Here is a 25,279-nt window from a genome sequence, read left to right as displayed (position 1 = left end):
GCCACTAACCGAACCATGGTTGAACTGCTCATCCTGATTCTGTTCGTGATCTCCGGTGCCGCTACCGGCTGGATGGGAGTTCATCTCCTGCCGCAGGAGCTCTTGGCAGCCGGCACCGATGTGGAGCTGGTGCGATGGGGCCTCACCTCTGGTAGTGCCCTGATCGGTCTGGTCGCCGGACTGGTGTTCCGTCGCTTGCGGCAACAGCTCATGCGCCAGGTGCGCACGATGCCGACCGACCTGCTGGTGAGTCGTGCCGTTGGCCTAATCCTTGGCCTGCTTGTGGCCAACCTGCTGCTGGCACCAGTGCTCTTGCTGCCGTTGGCGGGCAGCTCCGCCCTTGTGAAGCCTTTGGCGGCTGTGGTCAGCAACGTTTTCTTTGGGGTTCTGGGGTACAACCTTGCCGAGGTGCATGGCCGCACGCTGCTGCGCTTGTTCAATCCCACCTCCGCCGAAGCACTCCTAGTGGCCGACGGCGTCCTAACGCCGGCAACCGCCAAAATTCTCGACACGAGCGTGATCATCGACGGCCGCATTCGCGGCATGCTCGCCTGTGGCCTGCTGGAGGGGCAGGTGATTGTGGCGCAGACCGTGATCGATGAAATGCAGAAGCTGGCCGACTCCACGAACCTGGAGAAACGGGCGAAGGGACGCCGCGGCCTCAAGCTGCTTACAGAACTGCGCGAGAGCTATGGCAGACGGCTGGTGATTAACACCACCCGTTACGACGGAGCTGGCACCGACGACCGGTTGCTACAGCTCACCGAAGACACCGGCGGCACTCTTGTGACAGCGGACTTCAACCTGTCCCAGGTGGCCCAGGTGAAGGCCTTGAAGGTGATGAATCTGAGTGAACTGGTGATCGCTCTGCGACCGGAGGTGCAGCCCGGTGATGAGCTGAAGCTCAAAATAGTGCGCGAAGGCAAAGAAGAAAGCCAAGGGGTGGGCTATTTGGAAGACGGAACGATGGTGGTGGTCGACGAGGCTCGAACACTGATTGGCAGCCGCCACCCCGTGGTGGTCACAGGAGCCCTGCAAACCCCGACCGGCCGCATGGTTTTTGCCCGTCTGGATGAGGGCACGTCTGCGAAAACAGCAAAATCGGGCAAATCCTCCCGCAGCGGGAAGGGCAAAGCGTCCAAACCGAACAATCCGAACGAGCGCGACACCGCAGGCCCCCGCTAGGCTCCCACCACGCCAGGGGACGCGCCACGAATGACCACCTCAGCTCCTTACTACGGAGACTCCACGGTGTTGCGGACGCCACCTCCGGACTTGCCGTCGCTGATGCTCAAGGAACGGATCGTCTACCTCGGTCTGCCCCTGTTCTCTGATGACAACACCAAGCGTCAGCTCGGCCTCGATGTCACCGAACTGATCATCGCCCAGCTTCTCTATCTCGAGTTCGACAACGCCGAGAAGCCGATCTACTTCTATATCAACTCCACGGGCACCAGCTGGTACTCCGGCGACGCGATCGGCTTTGAAACCGAAGCCTTCGCCATCTGCGACACCCTCCGCTACGTCAAGCCCCCGGTGCACACCATCTGCATTGGCCAAGCCATGGGCACCGCCGCGGTAATTCTCTCTGCCGGCACCAAAGGCCAACGGGCTGCGCTGCCCCATTCCTCGATCGTGCTGCACCAGCCCAGGAGCGGTGCGCGCGGCCAGGCCACAGACATCCAGATCCGTGCCAAGGAAGTGCTTCAGAACAAGCGTTCCATGCTGGAAATCCTGTCGAACAACACGGGGCGAAGCATTGAACAGCTGGCCCAGGATTCCGATCGGATGAGCTATCTCACTCCCGAACAAGCCGTTGAATTCGGCCTGATCGATCGAGTGCTCAGCAGCCGCAAGGAGTTGCCTAGCCCAACGGTCTGAACCGCCGCCCGCCCCCTCAGCAGCCACAACCTCTCCGCTCCCTTTCATCCCACCCAACGGACCCATGCCGATCGGTACCCCCAGCGTCCCCTACCGCCTTCCCGGCAGCCAGATGGAGCGCTGGGTTGACATCTACACCCGCCTCGGCGTCGAACGCATCCTCTTCCTTGGCCAGGAGGTGAATGACGGCATCGCCAACAGCCTGGTGGCCCAGATGCTCTACCTCGACTCCGAAGACAGCAGCAAGCCGATTTATCTCTACATCAACTCTCCAGGCGGATCGGTGACCGCCGGCCTGGCGATTTACGACACCATGCAATACGTCAAAAGTGACGTGGTGACGATCTGCGTTGGCCTCGCGGCCTCCATGGGCGCATTCCTGCTGGGTGCGGGCACCAAAGGCAAACGTCTGGCGCTGCCCCACAGCCGGATCATGATCCACCAACCCCTGGGAGGAACAGCCCAGCGCCAGGCCAGCGACATCGAGATCGAAGCCCGCGAAATCCTTCGAATGAAGGAAATGCTGAATCGCTCGATGGCCGACATGACGGGCCAGAGCTTCGAGAAGATCGAAAAGGACACCGATCGCGACTACTTCCTCAGCGCGGAAGAAGCGAAAAACTACGGCCTGATCGATCGCGTCATCGCCCATCCCAACGACGCCTGATCCCTAACCACAACAGGCGTCGTTGGAGGCACAATTCGGGCGATTTGTCCAAGTGGTCCACAGCCTTCGCTGCAGAACAACAATCCTGACGAGGCCCCTCCTCACAATGGAGACCGCCCTGATCACAAGTTCAGGCTGAGGCCAGCGCCGCCGTTTGCGTAAGCTCGAGCGTTACCCCGCTCAACGATCCAGCCCGGATGGCCCAGCTCTTCTACGACTCCGACGCCGATCTCGGTCTGCTCAACGGCAAGACCGTGGCGATCATCGGCTATGGCTCCCAGGGCCATGCCCACGCCCTGAACCTGAAAGACAGCGGCGTCAACGTCGTGGTGGGCCTCTACGAAGGCAGCCGCTCAGCCGACAAGGCCAAGGCTGATGGCCTCGAAGTGTTGAGCGTGGCCGATGCCTGCGCCAAAGCCGACTGGATCATGGTGCTGCTGCCCGATGAATTCCAGAAGGACGTCTACGACAAAGAGATCGCCCCACATCTCAGCGCAGGCAAGGTGCTCAGCTTTGCCCACGGCTTCAACATCCGCTTCGAGCTGATCAAGCCTCCTGCTGATGTCGACGTGGTGATGATCGCCCCCAAGGGCCCCGGTCACACCGTGCGTTGGGAATACCAAAATGGCCAGGGTGTGCCCGCCCTGTTTGCGATCGAGCAGGACGCCTCCGGCAACGCCCGTGGTCTTGCCATGGCCTACGCCAAGGGGATCGGCGGCACCCGCGCTGGCATCCTGGAAACCAACTTTAAGGAAGAGACCGAGACCGACCTCTTCGGCGAGCAGGCCGTGCTTTGCGGAGGGCTCTCCGAACTGGTGAAGGCCGGCTTCGAGACCCTGGTGGAAGCCGGTTATCAGCCCGAGCTGGCCTACTTCGAGTGCATGCACGAAGTGAAGCTGATCGTGGACCTGATGGTGAAGGGTGGCCTCACCGCCATGCGCGACTCCATCTCCAACACCGCTGAATACGGTGACTACGTCAGTGGCCCCCGTCTGATCACGGCCGACACCAAAGAGGAGATGAAGCGCGTTCTGGCCGATATCCAGAACGGCACCTTTGCCCGCAACTTCGTTGCCGAGTGCGCTGCAGGCAAGCCTGAGATGAAGAAGATCCGGGATCGCGATGCCCAACATCCGATCGAGAAGGTGGGTAAAGGCCTGCGTTCGATGTTCAGCTGGCTCAAAGCGGACTGATTGAACCAGTGATCTCTCCAGGGGTGGAGCCTGAGGCCCCACCCCTGCATCTGTCGAGGCAGCGCGCGTCCGATCAGATCCTTTGCATCCCAAGCACCAGGGATCGAGAACAGGCAAGGTGAAAGAGCAAGCAATCACACCACACTCCCTGCGGCGATGGCAGATCGATTGCGTCCAACGCCCATGCTGCTCCAGGCCTCAGCCCAGGCCGGAGTCAATCTCACGCTGGCGGCAACGGTCTGGATGGTGAGCGGCCTGACCGCCTCGCCTCTCCTCAACAGCCTGCTGCCTGCCCTCGGAGCCCTGCCTCTGCTGCTGCAGCTCAAGCGTCATTCCCGCGGCTATGGCCTTCAGCTTCTGGCGGTGTTGGCCTTGATCGGGATCAGCCTGGCCATGAAACCAATGGCCAACCAGCCCTCCCTGCTGCTGCTGGGCAGCTATCTAGCAGTGCTGCTGTTTGCTCTTGGCCAAGAAATCTCGATCCTGCCGCTGCAGCGGCACTTAATCAGCCACGCCGGTGGCTCGATGCAACGGTTGCGCAGTGGTCAGGAGATCGGTGCCCTGATCGGCAATGTGCTCGCAGCGATGCTGTTTCCTGCGCTCCGCCAGTTCCTTCCAGCTCTGATCCTGCTGCTACCTCTCGCCGTTGTGGCCGCACGAAGGGACACCTCTGACAGGCCATCACCAAGCAACGCTACGGCTGCAATCACGCTGCCCTGGAGCCGCTCCTGCGCCCTGCAAGGCCTGGTGATGGGTGGTCTGTTTGCCCTTCTGGCTCTCTGGGTGCGTGAGGTGGATGGAGGCAAATGCTTCGATTTCGCCATGGTGCTGGCGGCCTATGGCCTGGGCCGTGCTCTCGTCCGCTGGACGCCGCGCATGCACCGGTCTCTGCCCTATCTCCTGATCTGTGCACTGCTTCTCTTGAGCCAGTGGAGTGTGCCGGCCTGGCTGGCTGTGATGCTGTTCATCCCAATCGGGGCCATGGCCGCTGCAAGTGATGCCGCCCTCGTCGACCAGCTCACACCACTTGGGGATGCCCCCCTGCGCTGGCAGGTGCTGGTGCGCTCCGGTGCCGTGGGCGGCCTGGTCGGCAGTATCGGCCTCGGATTGATCTGCCAGCTGATGTCTCTGGATGTGGCCCTACCTCTGGTCGCAGCGGGCTTCATCCTGCTGGCCCTGACCCAGGCACGGGCAACAGCATCGCCGCAACCATGATGCTGTCATCAGCTGCCTTGGCAGCCGAAGCCATCCTGGTGGCAGCTCTGATCGATCGCTGCATCGGCGATCCGCTCGGATGGCCCCATCCCGTGGTGGTCATGGGTTGGTGGATCTCCCACATGCGCCAGCGCGCCGAAGCCTGGGCCGAAGACAGCCCTGCGAAGCTGAAACGCGCCGGGTTGGTGATCACCGTGTCAATGGTGGGCATGAGCGGGCTGAGCGGCTGGTTCCTGGAACAGCTGTGTTTGGGGCGTTGGCTCGGCCATCACGATTGGGTGGCCCTCGCGGCGATGTCGCTAACGGTGATCGGTTTAGCCAGTGCCCTCGCCGGGCGCAGCCTGGAGCAAGCCGTTCTGGCGGTCCTCACTGCCCTCGAGCACGGTGACCTCGCCAAAGCTCGGGCTCGCCTCCAATGGATCGTTGGCCGAGACACCAGCAACCTGGAAGCCAGCGAAATGCTGCGTGCAGCAGCCGAAACAGCAGCCGAAAATGCCGTCGATGGTCTGTTTGCACCATTGTTCTGGATGGTGATGGGATTGATGGTCTGGCTGATCAACGATGCGTGGCCAGGTCCTTTGGCCCTGGCCTGGGCCTTCAAGGCCGCCAGCACCCTGGATTCCATGCTGGGATACCGCCGAGAACGTCTGCGCTGGCTCGGAAGTGCCGGTGCCCGCCTAGACGACCTGATGGTGTGGCTACCGTGCCGGCTTGTGATGCTGAGCCTGCCCCTCATCACACACCCCTGGAGGCAATGGTGGGGGCTCGTGACAGCCGCCGAACGGGACGGGAAGCCAGACCCGTCTCCTAATGCAGGACGGGCCGAAGCGATCTACGCCCACTGCGCCGGACTGTGCCTTGGTGGACGCAACCGTTACCAAGACCACTGGGTGAACAAACCCTTGCTGGCAGAAGGCTTCCCTGATGCCGATGCTGCTGGGGTGCGGCGCATCCTGCAGTTCAGCTTGCGGCTGGAAGGATTGTGGCTGCTGGTCCCTATTGGCATCGGCCTGATGAGCACTGGACTGTGGCCTCAATAGGCACCGCGATCCATGGGTAACAAAAGCACCCCGAAGGTGCGGAGGATGATGGCGAAATCGAGCAGGAAGGAGCGGCCGCGGGCATAGGCCACATCCAGACGCACCCGCTTGGCATAGCTGAGGTTATTGCGGCCGCTCACCTGCCACAGCCCTGTGAGACCAGGACGGACAGCCAACACTTCCTGCATATAGGGGCCATAACGCTCGATCTCCTTGTCGACGATGGGACGTGGACCGACCACACTCATCTCACCAAGAAGCACATTCAAGAATTGGGGCAGCTCATCCAGACTGGAACGGCGTAAGAAGCGACCGATCCGGGTGATCCGAGGATCTTGGCGCAGCTTGAAATCCCTTTCAAATTCAGCCCGCATCTCCTCCGATTCAGCCAGCACGCTGGCCAGCACGCGATCGGCATCTGAACGCATGGTTCGGAATTTGATACATCCGAAATGGCGATAACCGCGGCCCACCCGGCGCTGCACATAGAACACCGGCCCCGGAGAACTGACCTTCACGAGCAAGGCCAAGACAAGAAAGAGTGGCGAGCCAAGAATGAGCATGCTCAGAGCAAACAGCACATCACCGGTGCGCTTGAGGCTGCGGCCTGTCGTGCTCTGACGACGGACAAGAGCCCTCGCGGTCAGGGTCGAAGGAGGTGCTGCAAGCAGAGCAAGATGACGACGGCTGGCCCTTCGCTTCAGGGACGCACCACGGCCAGGAAACACAATGCGACGCGGAGCATTGGCCATCCTGTCTCCCATGCGTCTCACCCTACTCAATCGCAGTCGCTCAAACCCAGCAGCGCTGCAGGGTCACTCGCGGCAACGGCATAGGCCTGGGAGTGACCCTCCCAGGCCTGTCTTAACAACGTCTCAAATCGCGATGCGAAAGCCTCCGGTCTGAACCGCTCCGCCCATTGCCGCATCTGCTCAGGTGCCAGTTCACGCCAAATTCTGGCCTGTTCAAACCACTCAACGGCGTCCACAACAGACTCAGCAGTCTGGTGTGGGAAAAGCACTCCAGTTGGCTGCTTCACACCGGCAGCGGCACAACGGACACTATCGAGCAGCCCCCCGCGCGCCAGACCAATCACCGGAGCACCAGATGCCATCGCCTCCACTGGAGCGATGCCGAAATCCTCAAGACCTGCGTACACAAAAGCCCGACAGCGCGCCATCAGCGCCTCGACCTGCGCTTGACTCTGCCGACCGAGGATCTGCACTGTGGGGCCGGCAGAACGCTCCAGCTGACTGCGTTCAGGACCGTCGCCCACCACCAGAAGCGGGAGGCGCATCCGATTGAAGGCCTCGACAACCACATCGACACGCTTGTAGGGAACAAGACGGCAAACGCAGAGGTAAACCTCATCCCGGGGCTGATCCCAGCGGAAACGATCGACCTGTACCGGCGGATGAAGCACCTGAGCCTCACGGCGCCAGAACTGACGGATCCGTCTTGCCGTGAAGCGAGAGTTAGCAACAAGAACATCCACCCTGGCAGCACTGAGCTGGTCCCATTGGCGTAGGGCATGCAATTGCCAGCGAATCAACGGGCCGAGGCCACGACGCACCAGGGCGGAACGGCGCAGATAGGCATGCATCTGATCCCAGGCGTAACGCACTGGGGTGTGGACGTAACTGACATGCAACTGATCCGGAGAGGTGAGCACCCCTTTGGCGACGAGGTGGCTGCTACTGATCACAAGGGGGTAGTCAGTGAGATCGATCTGTTCAATCGCCAAGGGGAGCAGAGGCAGGTATTGCTGCACATGACTGACGCCCCAGGGCAAATGTTGAATGGGACTGGTAAGAATGCGGCGACCACTCCATGGACTGTGGGAGCGCCTGCTTTCGCCATCGACGAGTGCCGCCAGGTCAGGCTTTCGGCCTTGGGCAATGAGCAAGCGATCGATCGCATCGACAACCTGCTCTGCGCCACCAACAGAACGGGGGGTGAACCACTCATGCACCAAAGCGATGCGCTGCGGCAAGTCCATGGAGAGCTGGACGGTCATGCCACCGCAAAACATCTACATCACGAAGTCTCTCAGCTGATTGCACAGGCAAGAGCGAATCCCGAAGCTATGGGACATGGCGACCAAACCACTGCCGATCAACGCATTGCTGGAGGATTCTCTCAGCGAACCAGCAATCGGCACAACCGATTGTTTCCGTTGGCATGCCACACCAGTAGGAATTGCAGCGCTCTGGAGCAATGGGAGCACGCCTTCAACTCCACCATTTGATCATGCCGTGAAGGAAGGATTGGAAGTGGGCCTAGATCTAAGCAGGGAGGAAAGAGAATTCCATCAAGTCAACCAGGGGCTGGTTCTTCTCTTCCATTCTTGACGAATACTCAAGACAGATAAAGCGTGTCAAGACGTACACGAAAATGGAGGTAACCATCCGGTCGATCGTCAATCCGAACAATCACATCTTCAGGCACTTTGATGCCATACTCTGCGAGAATCCGAACATGATTCTCGATAAATTCACGGCCTGAAACCCTGAGCACAGGACAGCGATTGATGCGTTCATTGCTCTGGCGCATAGCCAACAATGACCCCTCACCCTCCATCGGAAGCTTGGGGATCGAAGCCTGGAACCACACCTGCCCGCTCTCTCTCTCAACACGCACTGGAATATCTTCCGGCACACCTACAATTTCCTCCATGGCACGTCGAGGATCCGAAAGGAAGAGTTCACGCCGCTCTGGCGTGCTGTTCAACCACGGAGCAAAGAATTCATCCAGTTGAAACGCCATTATTCGCCAACCATGCTTTAAAATGGTCTACCCAAAGGATAGGGATTAATACTACAGTTATACAAACCACATGACAAAGATAGCCAATACTCGGCAGTTCCGACGACGCAAAGCCATCACGAGATGGATGAAAGTGTTGAAGCGAGCCCAAACCTCGACAAGAAAACCAGCAAGCCCACATCCCAAGCAAACCATGCAAAACAAATGTAAATCACAACAGCAATCGGATGCTGACTAAAAACGAATACTTAGAGTGGATCAGATCCATCTACACTCTCGAGATGGCGGAGGCAACATGATGAACCTTGATTCAGGTCGCCTTGCCCTCGTCGCTGGCGCACTAACGGTCGCGCTGACAGCGTGCAGCGACCCAACACGAGAGATGAGTTTCAAAGCATCCATCGAAGAGCGAGGCAGCGGCCAACTGGAGTTGATCACAGAAGTCAGCAATTTTTCAGCTGAACCAAAAACCCTCAATGATCTCGATATCGATCAACGCCTGCACAATGCTCTACAGCTAGAAACAGCCGATGGAGTACGCGGCAGCTTCACCCCGATCGACAACACAATTTCATACACGATTAACAAGGTTATCGCACCACAGGAACGCTTCCAATTCCGTTTATTCGGAATTCAATCTGAGGAATTCGTCTCAGGCGATGTTGATTTCATCATCAACAACGATTACTTCAATTACCGCTCCATTGCCTTGAGCTGCTGCATGGAGAAGAGCAATACAAGGAAGAGTATCAAAAACCATCAATCAACGAGGAAAAGAGAGCAGTTGAAGTAGGTCAAATCCCGAACAAACATCGCTGAGGCCCAAAGCGACGCGAGCAATGAAAGCAGACCATCGAGAGACGGGAGCAGAACATCTCTGCAGTCAACACTGAATCTCCACGTCAATGGTGATAGGTGCAGAAAGCAAACTACAGAATCAGTCAAGCTTTCTACATCAACAATCTATTGGAGCAATTGAGAAGCTGAAGAGCACGAGTGAATGACTTGCAAAACCTATTCACCCAACTACTCTAAAGCAACTTGAAGATAAGAAATGAGCTTGACACTGATTCAAAGACTCAATGCGGCAATCAAGAGAAACAGCTCAAGCTTCAATCCCAACGGAAGCAAGAGCCTGAATGATCAGGTGTACAACCACAGCTCCGGTGACGGACTCATGGCCAGAAACCTGGTCGACGGCATTCAGAACAGGACCAGTAATCAAATATACAATCCAAAAACAAAAAAAGGCGATGTATATCCACCCAGCAAGTTACCACTAGCATCAAACTATGGCGCCTTGCCCGCCACATTACTGCACAACAATTTAGTCGCACCGAACAAGGTATATCCATTTCAGGCTAATATCTCAAAACCCAATTCCAAGACTGCTGGCAAAGATTGGAATGCTCCCACCCTTGTCGCCATCAAGGGTGTGAATACAGTAATACCAGGATTTACAACTGCAAAAACTCAAACATGGAATCGTGGGGTTTTCTATGCTCATGATTCAAACTCTGTTGACCAACGCACATATGCGTATTGGAACACTCAAAAAACTGGAGAGCCAGATGGATTCAAAGCACCACATGCATACTACAAACGTGCTGCGAACAAAAAATCATGGGCCTGGATCAATGATGCACTCGTAGCAGGTAGCGACTACTGGCAAAATGGTGCAGGCAGCAAAAATTCCAGCCTTGTTCTGGGAAATCCCACATACACCAAGGCCCTGCTAGGCAATAGTTTATCAGCAGCGATCAAAGGAGCCTATGGAGCAGGGTTCCATACCAATTCAAATTATTACTCCTTACACGATGGAAGCAAGCAGAGCTGGAGCGCCAACCATGGAGACCTGATTGACGCAATACGCGACAATGCATCCTCAAAGAAAGGAGGGAAAGGCCTATGGTCTAAAAGCGAAAACAAATACTTAGGTCAGATCAATGAATGGTGGAGAACAGGCACAAAATACAGATGGGATAGTTTTTACCAAGTCATGAAAAACTATATAAAGCCAACATTTGGATTGGTGAACGGCGGTATTAACAACCAGGGCTATATCGATTCTTTACTGCCTTGGGTGACAAACCCTCAAGACTTAATCAACATAAGCAACCGTCTATGGCTTGACAAGGGGAAAATGTTTAACCCCAAAATGGGCTTAACCGATGGTTGGTATTGGGGTTGGAATGAAATCCCCACGCACTTCAGCTCATGGAACACAAGGCAAGGCTTATCAGGATTTTCCTTTATCCTTCCCTATCAGATTGGAGGAAAAGTTGGAACTGAATCCTACCTCAACAGCCTAAACAAAAGCAACTCAGCATGGCGTGCAGGCATTGCAAGCCAAATCAACAACTATCTAAAGTTGAGAGACCCAAAAGGGGCCCCATTACTAAAAGTTGGCGACGCCATCACCTTTGCACTCACAACAAAAGACAAGTATGGCTACAGCCTAAAATTCGTAAATCCACAATTATTCTCATTTAAAATCAATGGCCATACCTACTCAATTAGCGGCACAGGAATTCTCGGAAAAAAGAATCATTCTCATGCGAGAACAGAAAACTCAATCAACATAACGTTTTCCGAGAAGAGCAAATACGGAGAACAGTTATTGGGATCTGTCATCTTCGACTTTGATGTCAATCAGAATGTTGGAGAAAACACGATGATCAGCTATGTTGACGAGTCACTCAAAAAGGCTGATGCTGCCTACTCAAATATAGGCGGCCTGTATCGAGTGGTTGATGAGAACGGATCCGTTCAAGACATTTACGATTTAAACAACAATGGAGAAACAGATGATTCGATTGCCCCTGGGCATGCTGGATATTATATAACAGCTTTATCGCAATGGGAACATTTAACCGGCCTAAAGTCAGGCTCTAATAAGACCTATGACACAGTAACTGGTACATCAACAGGAGAGATGGGGTTTTCACCAGACCAATTCTATGCCCCCTTTTTAATTGCCAATGGAGGCAAGCTGCTATCCAATAGTGAGCAACTCTATGATGTTTTTGAGGATGTCATATCTGCCAATCCGTTAAATACAAGAGCCAAAGAGAATTCAGAAGGGATCGTCACTTACTTCGCCTTTAGGGCAGCAAATCCAGATCGCATGGATCATGTGATGCAACAAAGCAACGGCTCAATTGGCTGGGAAGACCAAGATCGCCTAGGCAATACAGATAACGACTTTAATGATTCAATCTTCCACTACGAAGTGATCGGCTAGAGAAGAAACCAGGAAATAATAGAAGCCCTTAAGACGTAAAGATCCGAATCACGACTGAAACTTTAAGCAGAGGGAATATGATTGGCGGCAGCAAAGGCAGTAGGAGAAGGTCAATAAAGAGAACTAGATTGCGGCATGAATTGATCAGCTCTGAGCCGTAGAAAAAACTAGAGAGATATCAAATGAAGAAATCAAATATTCAATAAAATTTCGAGAGGGGTAAGGGAAATGGGTCAAGCATCATCTCGCTTTAGATGCCTTGCTAAGCAACAATCACTTGCACCATAGCCTCAGCCAATCTGGCTCGGGCTATGAGCTCATACTCAAAGCACAATGACCCTAAACGGCGCCTAAAGAGGCTCAGGTGTTCGCAAACAGTGCTGTGACGGAATCACTGAGCATCGACCGTCATGGCAGGAGATTGATTCTCATAATGCCAAGAGAGGCTCTCCAAGCTTTCATGCTGACACAGAAAGTAGCTCCTACTAGTGCAACCAACAACAGCCACCGCAACAATACAAGCGCAGCAAAGCACAAGATAGACACCTCAAAATACTGTGAGCATTACTACTGATTGATAACATTTCCAGTTGAAATTTACAATATATGCAATCAATCGAGTTTAAGGCTCAGAGCCTTATTGGATCAGATAAATGCTAATCAATGTGCTAGGAGAACCTCTAACTCAATGCGGCTGCAAACCAATAACGGGATGGTACTTGGATGGGTACTGCAGAACAGACGCTTCAGACTTAGGCCAGCACACAGTGTGCTGCATTATGACGGAAAACTTTCTTTCCTACACTTATTCTCAGGGCAATAATCTCATTGACCCTATTCCATTCCTCGAATTTCCAGGACTCAAGCCTGGCGATCATTGGTGTTTATGCTCGTCACGTTGGGATCAAGCAAGGAATGATGGCATGGCGCCACCTGTCATTCTCGAATCAACAGACAGCTCTGCGGCTCGGGCAATCCCACTTGCCACACTGAAATTCTTTTCTACACAAAACCACTAATATCGCTGGCCAGATCTGAAATCATTCTCCTCTTCTTTAAGAGTGGATGAACTACACGTAGTTTGCGCATAGTGAATCAGATTTTTATATCCCTTTGGAACTAATCCTGGACATAGTTGGCCGACCTCAATCGCTTGGGGGCAAAAATAAACACCTTTCCATCGATTAATAAATCGACCTTTGATTTCATCCGAGAAATCAAAGCCATTTTGAGCGGCAAAATCGATGATTTGCTGAGGATCTAGCGTGGCAAGCTGAGAACGAAAGTTTTCATCAGCACGTGCCCTGTCAATGAATGCATGCAACTGTTCTTTAGACATGGCATTGGCATCTCTATCTCATTCATACACCGAACCAGCCAGCAATGGGCGAACAAATAGAGATGCTGTTTTTAATAGCGAATCATCAATGTATCTAAGAAGAATGCAATTTAGAAAATATGAGGCACATCAATGCACAATTGCGTCATCGCACCTGCCGTGACTGGATCCCTGGCCACACAACATAACGCAACATAGAGCATGGGCGAGGTCGCCTGGCCGGAAAGCGCAACAGTCAAAGAAGTTTACGCAACTGAAAACAGTCAAAAAAGAGGCTAATATATAAATATCTATACGAATGCTCAGCCAACTCTTTAAGGAAAAGCAAGGATGAAAGCGAGAAAAGCAAAGGAATATATCTTCAGTGATTTGCTTGGGATGGAGTCATATTGCAAAAATCACTACAATGAATACTATTCCAAGTCAAACTTTTCATGCAATATCACGCAACTCAGCAAAGGTGAGTTGCTAACGAGTTCAATCTGCGCGCCAATTAACAACGTGCATCTTGAAATTTTCAAGTCAAATCAAACATTACTCTACGAAGAAGAGGCAAATCAAAACTCTGTTGCATTTTGCTGGATAAACAACCAAGGGGAAAGCCTGGGGAGCAATACAATTATAAGCGGCCATAAAATGAAAGATTTAAGCATTGCTGGCTTCAATCGCATCAACAAAACAGGCGGGAATATATGGGACATTGTTGGAGCCAATACCCTGCTGTGCTGCATGAGCCTAAAGTGGGAAAAGATGAAAGAAAAGATAGACAAATTGAATGCTTACAATGCCTATGCTCGGCTTGAAGAATGTATCGGCATTGACTCAAACAGCAATGCGAGCAAACAACTTAAAATGCTATTCCAATCGCATTTCACAAAGGGAGTGAGAAGATCGGATGATTTTTATGATTTAGCCATAGCAACACTAGAAGAACCTTGTGAAAAGCAAAATCAGTTAACTGAGAGATCAGATACCACTGAACTGATTGAAGACCTAGTCAAGTTATTGCATGAAGACAGGGAAGGCTTGCCACCATTGACAGTGGGTCAAATCAGCAAATACCTAAATTCCGAAAAAGAGTCGCTTGGTCAAGCATGCAGAACTAATTTCAACATGAATATCCTTGATTTAATCAAAAGCATCAGGCTAGAACAAGTCAAAAAATCATATTTAAATCCACACGTGCCTAAAGGCCTAAAGCAATTCACCAAGCAGCATAATGCTTTATACTATGGTTTCAAAAACTGGAACTCATTTCAACGTCTTTATTATAAGACATATCAGGAAAGTCCAGAAGAGACAATTGAGAAAGCGAGTAAAATCAATGTCTTAATTTCTGACCTATTGAGAAGGAGTAGGGCATGAAAATATCACTCGCCTACGAAGATCCACTGCAACTTTCTGAAACTCTTCAGGAACTTGGTCAGCTCACCAGAATTACACAGCTTGAAAATGGAGAGGGTCAATATACGATGGCCCACAAAAGATCATCTGGCATTGTGATCGCAGAGATCAGCGCCACCAAACCGTTGTTATATGAGGGCTGGGGTACGGATTGGTCAGTTGATTTCAATTGGATTACTCCGAAACATAAATCAAGTACACCATTTGGCTACTGTGAAGGCTATGAAATGAGTCCGAATAGTATCGGAGGGTTGAATACTCTGAATACAATGCCAGGTGACTCTTGGGGTAAATACTCAGGGGCGTGCTCTTCTACAGCTTGCATGCTGAATAAGCAAAGATTATTAGAATCTCTCAAAAAGTGTCATGCAAAAACAGCCATAGAAAATCTAAGCAAATCTAGAGGGATCGATGTTAATACGGAAGCATTCTCTCAATTAAGACGCCTAACACGCAGAGACCTTATAAAAGGCATCTCTACCCCATATAAATATTATGATCTGATGATTGCTTGCCTCGAAGAAGGCGGAAGAAGGTTGTACAAGAAGGGAGAGGCTAAAAATCAACGATTACTCGGTGAAATTGTCAACCTTTCACATGATATCAATAAGATGAAAACTCCACTGACATTATCGGATATTTGTCAGCAGTTAAATGCTGGTCAGGCCTCACTATACAGAGTATGTCAGGATCATTTTGGCATGGGAGTCATAGAAATGATGACCCAGGTACGATTGGAGGAGGCTAGAAGAGAAATGTTATATCAAAAGATCAATATGCCTAATAGTACTAGTGCTATACGTGAAATAGCAATCCGTTTTGGCTTCAAGCATCAAGGTAGATTCTCGAGGAGATATTTCACAGCCTTTGGTGAATTACCTAGTCAAACACTTGATGACTAAAGCAATCATCTCTTTGCAGCAAAAGACAGGATGCTGAGAGGGCCTGCTACGACAGACCCGCTCCAACCCCAGGCCGATTGCAACAATTGGTTAAGCTTGGAAAGGGCGTATCCATTTCTTATCAAAAAGAGTAAAATAGTTAAAACATGGCCCTTGCGAGTGCCATTGACACCTGCGTTTATTGCTCAGTCAAGAATGAAAAGAGTAACTTTTGAGCTAAGTGACGAGCTGCACAAAAAGCTAAAGTTACTTTGCTATACAGAATCAGTTTCAATCGGGCATATCTTAAGGCAGTGCGTTTCCGACTTTTGCGTCAAGCATGATGCACATTTAATTGAATTGATTGATAATCGTTCAAAATAATCTTCTAGAGCACTTTCTCAGAAGAACTTAAATCCATTAAAGCCGACAACGATTTAAGCAGGTAGATCGCAATCATTTCAGAGGTGATTATGCTAATCGGCCTTGTGATTAATGCGTTCAGATTCTGCTTGCCACTGGCTCCCTCTTCGCCAGGGTCACACGGCAAAACACATTTGCACATTTGCGTCAAGTAGAAACGATGTGGTTATGCAGGGCATAAAGCCCTCCCTTAGCTTATAGGAATATTGATTTTATGGTTTTCATATACGCATAAAAAAGGGAAGTGTTATATAGGAGATATGAAATGCATGAATTTAAATATTGCAACCTATTCTAGATAGAATTGAAAACAATCAATTAGTTCCGATGGCTGAGAGATTTGATGTTCTTGTTGAGGGCATGAGTGAGAACGATGCGTTATCTCTTTTGCTGGAAAAAACGTCAAACGTTCAAAGGCCCGCCGATCGATATTTTGCAGCAACAAGACTTGGTCTTAGTCAAACAGAAGAGTCACTAGATGTTCTACTTCAAGCCACCAATAACCTTAGTATAGACGAATTGTATGATAGAATAACCCGTCGCAAATCCATTGAAGCACTGGGCAGACGCAAGGACAAACGAGCAATACCTTCCCTCGTAAAAGTATTAACATGTACAGATACAGAGGCTGTTATTAATGCAATTTCTGCCCTTGTTAGGATTAATTGGGAGCCAACACTAGCTGAGCAAGAGATACTTGTATCGTTACTTGATGGTGAGGTAACAAAGATTCGTGCTGTCATTCAAGCCCATACAAGACTGAAGATAAAAAATTCGAAATCCAGTGCTGTGATCAATGACCTTTGTCAGCATGAGAGTGCCTTAGTGGCAGGGGCCGCAAGGGCTTATCAGGCCAAGGTGTATGAAAATACTCACCTTCTGGATCCTTTAATTCCACAACTCACAGACCTGATTGCAGGCAAAAGGCGCTCCGCAGTCATTGATCTCGGTGATGCTGGAGACGAAAGCAGACTTGAAGGATTAGTTCGTGCACCTGTTTCAATGTCTTTAAGAGCAAAAAGTTTTTTTGAGATTGTTGATTACAACGGCTCGAGTTCAAGCGCAAAGAATCAATCGCTACTTGAACAGCTTTTGAGGGATAATCCAGAGCATCTTGCCATTCGGGATGAATGGAAATGTGACCTTGATGCAGAGGAGATCGAGCGAAATCTAAGCCATCGAGATGAGGCGCGTCAGTATGGGGCTGCCTTAAGCCTGATGGCGATTGATCAAGAAAGCTGCTTGAACTTGATCGACAGCATGCAAGAAAGGCTCTGGTCTGATTATGTCACGCATTATTACCTGACATGCATCATAGGATTACGCAAATTCCAGCAAAAAAGTGATTTAGTGCGTTCAGCTCTTTCAGAAACAACGCCACAATATTCAAAGTCAAGAGTCGCGGCTGCCTGGGCTTGCCTCGAACTTGGCCTGGATGACCAGATGGAGATCATCTATGAGCTAGCCAATTCAGCCTATTGGCAACCTCTCCGCTGGACATGCCAACAAGTGTTTGGCCGTCTGGTTGAAAAACAACAATTATCCGCAAGATGTTGATCTAAACTCTCAGGTTTTAAATCATCTCTTCGCAAGAGAGAGTCTGGTTTGATCCACAAAGCTTGCCCCTCTAGGGCCGCCTCCTCGACGTCCCTAGAGGGGCATCTTGATCTTCCAGCAGCAGCATTGTTAGCAACAAGAGCACCAACATTGCCGCCAACCTTTCAATCCACCGAATCCAGGCACAAATTCAAAACGGAGAGGGTGGGATTCGAACCCACGAGGGTGTTACCCCTACACGATTTCGAGTCGTGCGCATTCAACCGGACTCTGCCACCTCTCCATGCGTCGTTCAACGCCTCGTCATAGTAACGGTCAAGGCATGATGCTCGTTACGGCTGCAGTCTCAACTGAGAGCGCTGCAGGCCGACTCGGCGGCGGCCTGCCTGCAGCACAAAACGACGGCCGCTACTCCCCACCGGTTGCAGCACTAAGCCCGCGGAGGCCAAGCGCTGGCCTGGCCGTAAGGGGGACTGCCCCAACTGCTCAGCGTGCAACGTTCTGGCCAGGCTGTGCCAACAGTCCAGCTTTGACGCGACGACGGGGTCGAGCACCGCTATCCAATCGAGACGAGCATGACCATGGCCATGCGCCAACTGCTGAGCCACCCGGCAGCTGAGCCGGTCTCCATGGCTGCTGATCAAGGCTGCCCGTCCCTGATGGCGCAACAAGACCCATTGCCGGCCCCATTGATCAACCCGCACCACAGCATCTGCCAGCAAACCGGCTCCATGCACCAGAAGAGCCATCAAAGCCAGGGGCATCAACACCCAGCGCCAGCGTCGCGAACCAGACAAACAACACGAGGCCACCGCCAACACGATCACCAGCACCATCCACCCCGATGGGCGTCCGATCAACAGCTGTGCATGAGGCCAATCGCTGATGGCGTTGACCAGCCCCTCCAAACAAGCCGCAAGGGCTTGAACAGGAACGGCTATCACCGGGAGAAGCAGGCTCGCCACGGCCTGCGGCAACAACAGAACCAGCGTGGCCAAGAACATCGCAGCCAGGGTGAGTGCCATTAATAAGGGCGAGGCCAGCAGATTCGCCAGCACGCCATAGAGGGGCATGGCACCGAAGTGAAGCCACTGCAACGGCAACGTCCAAACCATGGCTGCCAAGGGAACGGCCAACGCCGGAGCCAGGCTCCTCAGTGCCATCGGCAACCGAGATGTCAACCACGTTTCCATCACCGGTGCGCTCACCACTAAGCCTGCCGTCGCAACCGCACTGAACTGAAATCCGATCGACCGAGCCCAGCCGGGCTGCCACCACAACATCAGCACCAGGGTGGCCAGCAACAAGCCGATGGGTCGACTGCGGCTTCCTCCTTCGCGGATCAACAGAGCCGATGCACCCATCAGCACAGCACGCACCACTGAGGGTTGGGGTCCCGCCAGCAGCAAAAACACAAGCATGAGGCCACAGCCTGCGAGCATCCGCCAGGAGGCCGGCCAACGGCTACTCAGCAGCATCACACTGCCCAACAAGACCGAGAGATGGAAGCCGGATGCGGCCAGGGCATGGGAGAGGCCAGCCACCCTGAAGGCCTGTCTCACACTGTCCGGAAGGTCAACCTGAGCCCCTCCAAGCACCAAGGCTGCCACCATCGCCCCATGGTTAGGGCCTAGGTGAGCAGACAGTTGGGTGATGATTAGCCGCCGGGCCATCGCTAAGGGAGCCCATCCATTCGCGATCCGCTCCAAGCGTGAGACCTTGAATTGTGTCCAGCAGCCCAGCCTTGAGAGCCGTTCGGACGGAGACGGTAGTAAAGGATGAATGGCCTGAGCCGGGCGGCGCAGATGCCCATCCGCCCTGATCCAAGTGCCGGCAAGAACCGGGGTTGAACAAGGCTCGAGCAGCACCTCGGTGACACCGCTGATCCGTTTGCCATCAATCCGCTGCACAGTCACAAGGCCACTGCAGCGACCATCACGAGGATGGGAGTCTTGCTGCCATCGCCCCTCGAGCAGCTACAGCCGGGAGCCAGGTGCCAACGCATGCAAGGGATCGAGCTCCCCGGGGCCATGCTCCAGTCCAAACGTCGCCCGCGACAGGCTCAAAACCAGCAGCAGCAACAACAGCAGCGCCTGACGGCGCGACCACCGCTGACGACGCACCAGCCAGCCGCTGCTCCAAGCCAGCGCGAGCAACATGAGCACCCAATGGACAGCACTGTCAACCAGGGCTGCACCGAAAAGGCTGAAGAGAACAAGAGCCGCAACGGCCACAGCGGCGGGCATCTGTGAACGAACAACGGTTGCCGAAGCATTCCCCCGGCCTTGCCTGTCGCCGCCCTCGGCTGCGGCTGCCTCAGCCAGCCACGGCAGCAGGTTGCTGCTTGAGGAGCGGGAAGCCGAGGGCTTGACGCTCCTCAAGCCAGGCTTCGGCAACCTTGCGCGCCAGATTGCGGATACGGGCGATCGTGGCGGTGCGCTCCGTCACTGAAATCACGCCTCGGGCCTCAAGCAAGTTGAACGTGTGGGAACACTTGAGGACGAAATCGAGCGCTGGGGCGGGCAGCTGCTTCTCAATCAGATCAGCGGCTTCGGCCTCATAGATCGCAAACAACTGCTTGAGCCGATCGGGATCAGAGGCTTCAAAGTTGTAATGGCACTGACCCTTTTCAAAGGGCAACCAGATGTCTCCGTAGTTGCGCTCCGCATTCCAGCTCAGATCCCAGATGCTCTCCACATCTTGGAGATACATCGCCAGGCGCTCCAGGCCATAGGTGATCTCAATCGAGACAGGCCGGCAGTCAATGCCGCCGCACTGCTGGAAATAGGTGAACTGGGTGACTTCCATGCCATCGAGCCACACCTCCCAGCCCACACCCCAGGCGCCGAGGGTGGGCGACTCCCAGTTGTCCTCCACGAAACGGATGTCGTGATCGGCTGCCTTAATACCCAAAGCCTCGAGTGAGGCGAGATAGGTCTCCTGGATCCCATCCGGAGAGGGTTTGATCAGCACCTGGTACTGGAAATAGTGCTGCGCGCGATTGGGGTTGTCGCCGTAACGGCCGTCGGTGGGGCGCCTGCAGGGCTCGGGGTAGGCCACGGCCCAAGGTTCCGGGCCAATGGCACGGAGCACCGTATGGGGACTCATCGTGCCGGCACCCTTTTCCGTGTCGTATGGCTGCAGCAGCAAACAGCCTTGATCCGCCCAGAAACGGTTGAGGGTGCCAATGATGTCCTGGAAATGGATTGGAGCAGGGCTCGTCATCAGCGGCTGAGGGCAAACGGTCGATATGTCTAAGTTTCTAGGCCATCAGCCTGATGAGACTTGCCCTTCCAGTCGCTGCTCAAAAAGCAAGAAACCTAGTCAGTAAGGGCAAAAACCACAAATGAGCCCTGCTTCGCATCCCTATTGATCAGCAGGAACAACTCCGAACAGATCAGTCCAATTCAGTGCAGTGAAACGTTGCGATACGGCACCAATAGAGGGGAAAGGCGATAAGGCCAACAGGTGTGATCCGGCCAGAGGTGCTTGACCTGAACCTTCAGGCATGAGCGACTCCCTCGTATCGGCGACTCGGAGGAAAAACAGTCAGCAAGCATGACAAGAGAGCTCCTCATCAAGACAGCCGCTGAATGACGACTGATGCAGAAAAGGCATCTCGCGGACCACTCTCTTGACAAGGCCAAGCACGATTCCGTCAACAACGAAACTGGGTGCACGTCAACGCGAAGCTCTGAGATTCCCAAAGCAGAGAACATCGAAGCAACAAGCAAAAAAGCATTGGACCATGACATCAGGGTGCATGATCAGCACCTTCATCAAGCCAGCTAAGAAGACAAAACGGAGCGAACAGCTGATCAAAAGGAGGAGATCAGCAGACAGAGAGAAGGCCGGCAATGCAGTTCGCACCTCTTCCAGCCAAGCGATCAATCCGAAGCCACTCTGAGCAGAAAAGATGAAGCAAAGTAACCATTGCAGATCAACAAAAGACGAATACCCTAGTTATTGAACTTGACGACTTCCCATCAACCTATCCATGCTTCAAGAAGTCAGATATCAGTTGCAAGGATGGGCAACCAACGGACACCTGAGCTGGGCAATCAGGCAAACCTTTCATCTCCAAGAGCCCCCAGCAGCCCTGAAACAACTGATCGACGAACTTGCAGCCGGTAATTTCAGCTCCATCCCATTGGTCGAAGTCCTTGACAGGACGACAATGCGCGGACTTAACGGCGGCTATACCAGCTCGAATCCTGATGGAGAAGAGCGCATCTACATCAATCGTGAATGGATAGACACTGCATCTGAGCCACAGCTGAACCGAACCATTCTAGAAGAGTTTGGCCATTACATTGATACCATCATCAACGGAGAAGCCGACACAAAAGGCGACGAAGGTGAACGATTTGCAGCAAAAATTCTCGGCGAAGATGCACCTCATCATTCGGCCACGGAGAATGATCAGCATTCGCTGCTGATCAACAACGAACTTATTACGATCGAAGCCTCCGCACCAGTTGCAAACGGCAATCCATCACTAACGGCAATCACGGAAGACGACACCAATCCATCTGGCGAGACCATAGCGAGCTTATTCAATTCTTCCTTCACAGATGGCGATGATGACGCCCTCTTAGCGATTGCCGTTACTGCCAATGCAGCATCAACTGATGATGGCAACTGGCAATACAGCACGGATTCAGGAGCAAGTTGGACATCGATCGCCACCACAGATCTCAGCGAAACAAATGCATTATATCTTTCCAAATCCACACGAGTACGCTTTCTTGCAGCAAACAACTTTACAGGCACACCAGGTGATCTGACGACACACTTAATTGATAGTTCTCACACACAATTGAGTAGCGGTGAGAGTATTGATGTATCCATTATTGAGCAAGATAGCTTCTCAACGATTCCCCTAGGACTAGAGCAAGGAGGAGACGAGACGCCTGTATATCATTTCTCCGGCGCAGCCACAGTCGACAATAAAATTTATTTTGCTCCTTTTGATGAGGGCGAAATCGGCGTCATTGACAGCACAACCAATTCTTACTCAACGATCAGCACTGGTGCCACCTCTGGCTACCAGTACCGTGGCGCCGTTGCAGTCAACGACAACGTCTATTTCGCACCTTTCAACGCTCAAAATATTGGGCTACTCAATACAACGACAGCCTCATTTTCCACAATCTCCACAGGGATCCCAAGCCTTTACAAGTATTGGGGCGCGATTGAAATCAACAACATCGTTTACTTTTCTCCTTGGGATCAAGATGAAATAGGCGTGATCGATACAGAAACAAACACATTCTCAACCATATCAACTGGGCTCACGCACGACTACAAATACGCCGGCGCTGCCGCTGTAAATGAAAAAATATACTTCTCCCCATTCTACCAGGATAACATCGGATTACTGGATACAACGACAGGCTTATTTTCCACGATCACTACAGGCCTAACGGGAAACAGCAAATACGCTGGTGCGGTCGCTGTTGGCAGCAATGTTTATTTTGCTCCATGCAACCAAGACTCCATTGGTGTGCTCGACACAACAACAAATTCATTCTCCACGATCTCCACTGGACTGACCGGGAACAGTAAATATTTTGGCGCAATTGCGCTTGGTCATCGTATTTTCTTCGCTCCACATGCGCAGAACGATATCGGCGTACTTGATACCACCACAAATACATTCTCAACCATTGAAACGGGTCTCACAGGAAACAATAAGTACTCAAGTGCAGCCGCAGTCGGCAACAAAGTCTATTTTTCTCCTTACGATGCAGATGACGCAAGTTACCTGCAGGTCAAAAACTATTCATTCTCAGACTCGACACTCAGCCTCACAACCTCAATTCTTGCTGGAAACAATGCGCCAACAATAACAGCGATAGCGAGCGGATCTATAACAGACTTTGGCTCTTCATCAAACGCCATAGCATCCAACCTGTCAGGCACTCTCTCTGCTTCTGATGAGGATGATGATGTTCTCACCTATGGCATCAAAGGCGGCTCTATCACCGACTCCAAATCATTACTAAAAGGCAACTTCGGCACACTCACTGTTAGCACCTCAACAGGCAACTACGTCTACACTCCGAACGCTGATGCCATAGGAGCACTCAATCCTGGTGAGTCCGCTTACGACATCTTTACAGTAACGGTCACGGATGGTAGCGCATCAGATACAACCACATACACAGTCAAGATCATAGGCGCCAATGAATCAGACAACTCAGAGGATGTACAAGTATTCAACCTCTACATTCAATCCAAACTCAACAAGATCAAAGCCACAGCGTCTCTTGCCCTCAGTGCTGAAGCCCTCTCCAAAACCACACTCGCAGCATTAGACAAAAAAGAGATCTCCATCTCCAGCAAAGTGCTGGAAATGTCGCAAAGCCTGGAGGACGATCAAACAGAGTCCATCCTGCATTGGAAACTCGATACCGTTGCGCCCAACCTCAACCTTGCCGGCAGCAATGGCAAACGCAGCGCAGCTAAGAAATTCCTCTACCACAACATCGACGATCAAGGCGCTCTCTCCTCCTTTAACTACAACCCCATCACCAGAACTGGGGCTCGCCTTTACGACACCGATGGTGATGGCCTTGGTGATCTCGTCTCCGTCGCACACCGTGATGGCCAAACAGGTGACCTCGATGGCAAAAGCAATGGCTCCCTCAGCCTGAAAACCACCGCTGCAACCATCGACCTCAATCCTGTCTTCTCAGGCCAAGACAACGGCTTGCTTACTCTCGCTGATCCAACTGACAGCACCACGGCTGCTGCTCTCAACCTCCAGGCCTCACTGAGCTCCAGCAGCAATGCCGCCAACGCCATCGGCTACATCATCCTCTCCGCTGAGGAAGCCGCTGATGCAGACACCATCCTCAAAGACCTTGATCAGCTCAAGCAACGTGCCGTCAGTCTCTTCTCCAGCCTCGAGGCCTCCGATGTCACTCTCCACGACGCCTTTCGCTTTAGCCGTTCACTCCAACTGCTCAACGGCCAATCCATTCGCTTCTTCTCAACAGCTGATTCAATTCTCAGTGATCTCACCAGCCTCAGTGATTCACGCTTCTCCTGGCTTGATCACACCATCAACTCTGATGGCAGCCTCGCCGTCTCAGGCAACAACAACATCGCCTTCTCCCTCTCACAGCAAGACACCGATCCAGGTTTAGCTGCACTCATCGCTCAACAGCAGCACATCGCAGCCAGCCTCGATTTCTCCGCCTTTACAGAAGGGCAAACCGTCTCTGGCACTCTCTACACCGCCAGAGAAGCAAGCTTTGATTCACTCACCGGCTTCTATCGCACCGTTGACAGCCAAGGCAGGGTTCTTGCTGCTGATGGCTCCCTCATCGCTCCAGGGGAAGCCGGTTACACCAAAGCTGCCTTACTCGACTCCAATCGCGTCACTGCACTCGACAATCTCTCCGTTGACGACAACAAAACCAAAGACGCCGACGTCTCACTCACTGAATTCTGTTGTCTTGCTCCCTTTGCAAAAGTGAACGACAACACCTTCTTTGCCTTTGATGCGGCCAATGCTGATGGGCTCTCACACTTCCAAGCTTTAGGCGACAACCTCTTTGGCCTAGAAGACACCCTCGGTGGTGGTGATCTCGATTACGACGACTTCATCCTCGGCTTTAATTTCAAAGCCCTCACCACCTGAGCTCGGGTCGTAGGGGGG

21 protein-coding genes and 1 tRNA gene are annotated in these 25,279 nt (G+C 52.6%); 14 read left to right on the top strand and 8 right to left on the bottom strand.

Annotation, left to right across the window (positions count from 1 at the left end; all coding sequences use genetic code 11):
• Positions 1-15 precede the first annotated feature (15 nt).
• The 6 genes from DXY10_RS13810 to cbiB all read left to right on the top strand — a co-directional run bounded on the left by DXY10_RS13810 (position 16) and on the right by cbiB (position 5,996).
• Entirely contained in the window at positions 16-1,185 is a 1,170-nt protein-coding gene (locus DXY10_RS13810; protein ID WP_115020027.1) for a PIN/TRAM domain-containing protein, read from the top strand.
• A gap of 30 nt (positions 1,186-1,215) precedes the next feature.
• Positions 1,216-1,881 (top strand): ATP-dependent Clp protease proteolytic subunit, encoded by a 666-nt coding sequence (locus DXY10_RS13805; RefSeq protein WP_115020026.1) that lies wholly within the window; start codon positions 1,216-1,218, stop codon positions 1,879-1,881.
• A 64-nt stretch (positions 1,882-1,945) separates the two neighbouring features.
• Positions 1,946-2,548, top strand: a complete 603-nt coding sequence (locus tag DXY10_RS13800; protein ID WP_115020025.1) for an ATP-dependent Clp protease proteolytic subunit — start codon at positions 1,946-1,948, stop codon at positions 2,546-2,548.
• A gap of 197 nt (positions 2,549-2,745) precedes the next feature.
• Entirely contained in the window at positions 2,746-3,741 is a 996-nt protein-coding gene (ilvC, locus tag DXY10_RS13795) for a ketol-acid reductoisomerase (RefSeq protein WP_115020024.1), read from the top strand.
• A gap of 183 nt (positions 3,742-3,924) precedes the next feature.
• Entirely contained in the window at positions 3,925-4,956 is a 1,032-nt protein-coding gene (locus tag DXY10_RS13790) for a hypothetical protein (RefSeq protein ID WP_115020084.1), read from the top strand.
• Positions 4,953-5,996 carry an adenosylcobinamide-phosphate synthase CbiB gene (gene cbiB / locus DXY10_RS13785; RefSeq protein ID WP_115020023.1) on the top strand — a complete coding sequence of 348 codons (1,044 nt, stop codon included), beginning with the start codon at positions 4,953-4,955 and terminating at the stop codon, positions 5,994-5,996. The genes DXY10_RS13790 and cbiB overlap by 4 nt, the downstream gene beginning before the upstream one ends.
• On the opposite strand, the gene DXY10_RS13780 is transcribed toward cbiB, so the two are convergent.
• Entirely contained in the window at positions 5,990-6,748 is a 759-nt protein-coding gene (locus DXY10_RS13780; RefSeq protein ID WP_115020083.1) for a sugar transferase, read from the bottom strand. The two genes, cbiB and DXY10_RS13780, sit on opposite strands and share 7 nt — an antisense overlap.
• Positions 6,749-6,774: 26 nt before the next feature.
• The gene (locus DXY10_RS13775; RefSeq protein ID WP_115020022.1) at positions 6,775-8,013 is read right to left on the bottom strand and encodes a glycosyltransferase; all 1,239 of its coding nucleotides are present in this window, start codon (positions 8,011-8,013) and stop codon (positions 6,775-6,777) included.
• Positions 8,014-8,089: 76 nt separating this feature from the next.
• On the opposite strand from DXY10_RS13775, the gene DXY10_RS14965 reads away from it, so the two are divergent.
• Entirely contained in the window at positions 8,090-8,347 is a 258-nt protein-coding gene (locus DXY10_RS14965; protein WP_115020021.1) for a hypothetical protein, read from the top strand.
• Between the two features lie 7 nt (positions 8,348-8,354).
• On the opposite strand, the gene DXY10_RS13765 is transcribed toward DXY10_RS14965, so the two are convergent.
• Positions 8,355-8,762 (bottom strand): hypothetical protein, encoded by a 408-nt coding sequence (locus tag DXY10_RS13765; RefSeq protein WP_115020020.1) that lies wholly within the window; start codon positions 8,760-8,762, stop codon positions 8,355-8,357.
• A gap of 295 nt (positions 8,763-9,057) precedes the next feature.
• Between DXY10_RS13765 and DXY10_RS13760 the strand changes: the two genes are divergently transcribed.
• From DXY10_RS13760 to DXY10_RS13750, 3 genes are all read left to right on the top strand, one after another.
• Positions 9,058-9,555, top strand: a complete 498-nt coding sequence (locus DXY10_RS13760; RefSeq protein ID WP_136989237.1) for a hypothetical protein — start codon at positions 9,058-9,060, stop codon at positions 9,553-9,555.
• A gap of 261 nt (positions 9,556-9,816) precedes the next feature.
• On the top strand, positions 9,817-12,006 hold the full coding sequence (locus DXY10_RS13755; protein WP_115020018.1) for a DUF4114 domain-containing protein: 2,190 nt from the start codon (positions 9,817-9,819) through the stop codon (positions 12,004-12,006).
• A 653-nt stretch (positions 12,007-12,659) separates the two neighbouring features.
• A complete protein-coding gene (locus DXY10_RS13750; RefSeq protein ID WP_115020017.1) occupies positions 12,660-13,025 on the top strand; it encodes a DUF2237 family protein in 366 nt (121 codons plus the stop codon).
• Here the strand turns inward: DXY10_RS13750 and DXY10_RS13745 are convergent.
• On the bottom strand, positions 13,022-13,345 hold the full coding sequence (locus DXY10_RS13745) for a Nif11-like leader peptide family natural product precursor (protein WP_115020016.1): 324 nt from the start codon (positions 13,343-13,345) through the stop codon (positions 13,022-13,024). The genes DXY10_RS13750 and DXY10_RS13745 overlap by 4 nt on opposite strands.
• 330 nt (positions 13,346-13,675) lie before the next feature.
• On the opposite strand from DXY10_RS13745, the gene DXY10_RS13740 reads away from it, so the two are divergent.
• From DXY10_RS13740 to DXY10_RS13725, 3 genes are all read left to right on the top strand, one after another.
• A complete protein-coding gene (locus tag DXY10_RS13740; protein WP_115020015.1) occupies positions 13,676-14,710 on the top strand; it encodes an AraC family transcriptional regulator in 1,035 nt (344 codons plus the stop codon).
• A complete protein-coding gene (locus DXY10_RS13735; protein WP_115020014.1) occupies positions 14,707-15,651 on the top strand; it encodes a helix-turn-helix domain-containing protein in 945 nt (314 codons plus the stop codon). Before DXY10_RS13740 ends, DXY10_RS13735 begins: the two co-directional genes overlap by 4 nt.
• A gap of 729 nt (positions 15,652-16,380) precedes the next feature.
• A complete protein-coding gene (locus tag DXY10_RS13725; RefSeq protein ID WP_115020012.1) occupies positions 16,381-17,610 on the top strand; it encodes a HEAT repeat domain-containing protein in 1,230 nt (409 codons plus the stop codon).
• Positions 17,611-17,806: 196 nt separating this feature from the next.
• On the opposite strand, the gene DXY10_RS13720 is transcribed toward DXY10_RS13725, so the two are convergent.
• From DXY10_RS13720 to glyQ, 4 genes are all read right to left on the bottom strand, one after another.
• Positions 17,807-17,893, bottom strand: a tRNA-Ser gene (locus DXY10_RS13720).
• Positions 17,894-17,942: 49 nt separating this feature from the next.
• Entirely contained in the window at positions 17,943-19,526 is a 1,584-nt protein-coding gene (locus DXY10_RS13715; RefSeq protein ID WP_244282401.1) for a ComEC/Rec2 family competence protein, read from the bottom strand.
• Positions 19,527-19,586: 60 nt separating this feature from the next.
• A complete protein-coding gene (locus tag DXY10_RS14960) occupies positions 19,587-19,856 on the bottom strand; it encodes a hypothetical protein (RefSeq protein ID WP_244282399.1) in 270 nt (89 codons plus the stop codon).
• A gap of 70 nt (positions 19,857-19,926) precedes the next feature.
• A complete protein-coding gene (gene glyQ / locus DXY10_RS13710) occupies positions 19,927-20,817 on the bottom strand; it encodes a glycine--tRNA ligase subunit alpha (protein ID WP_115020082.1) in 891 nt (296 codons plus the stop codon).
• 790 nt (positions 20,818-21,607) lie between these two features.
• Here glyQ and DXY10_RS13700 point away from each other — a divergent pair.
• On the top strand, positions 21,608-25,261 hold the full coding sequence (locus DXY10_RS13700; protein ID WP_115020010.1) for a VCBS domain-containing protein: 3,654 nt from the start codon (positions 21,608-21,610) through the stop codon (positions 25,259-25,261).
• Positions 25,262-25,279 lie beyond the last annotated feature (18 nt).

Origin of the sequence: Synechococcus sp. UW140, from assembly GCF_900474295.1 — a bacterium.
Taxonomy (GTDB): domain Bacteria; phylum Cyanobacteriota; class Cyanobacteriia; order PCC-6307; family Cyanobiaceae; genus Synechococcus_C.
This window is presented reverse-complemented; position numbering and strand designations above follow the sequence as displayed.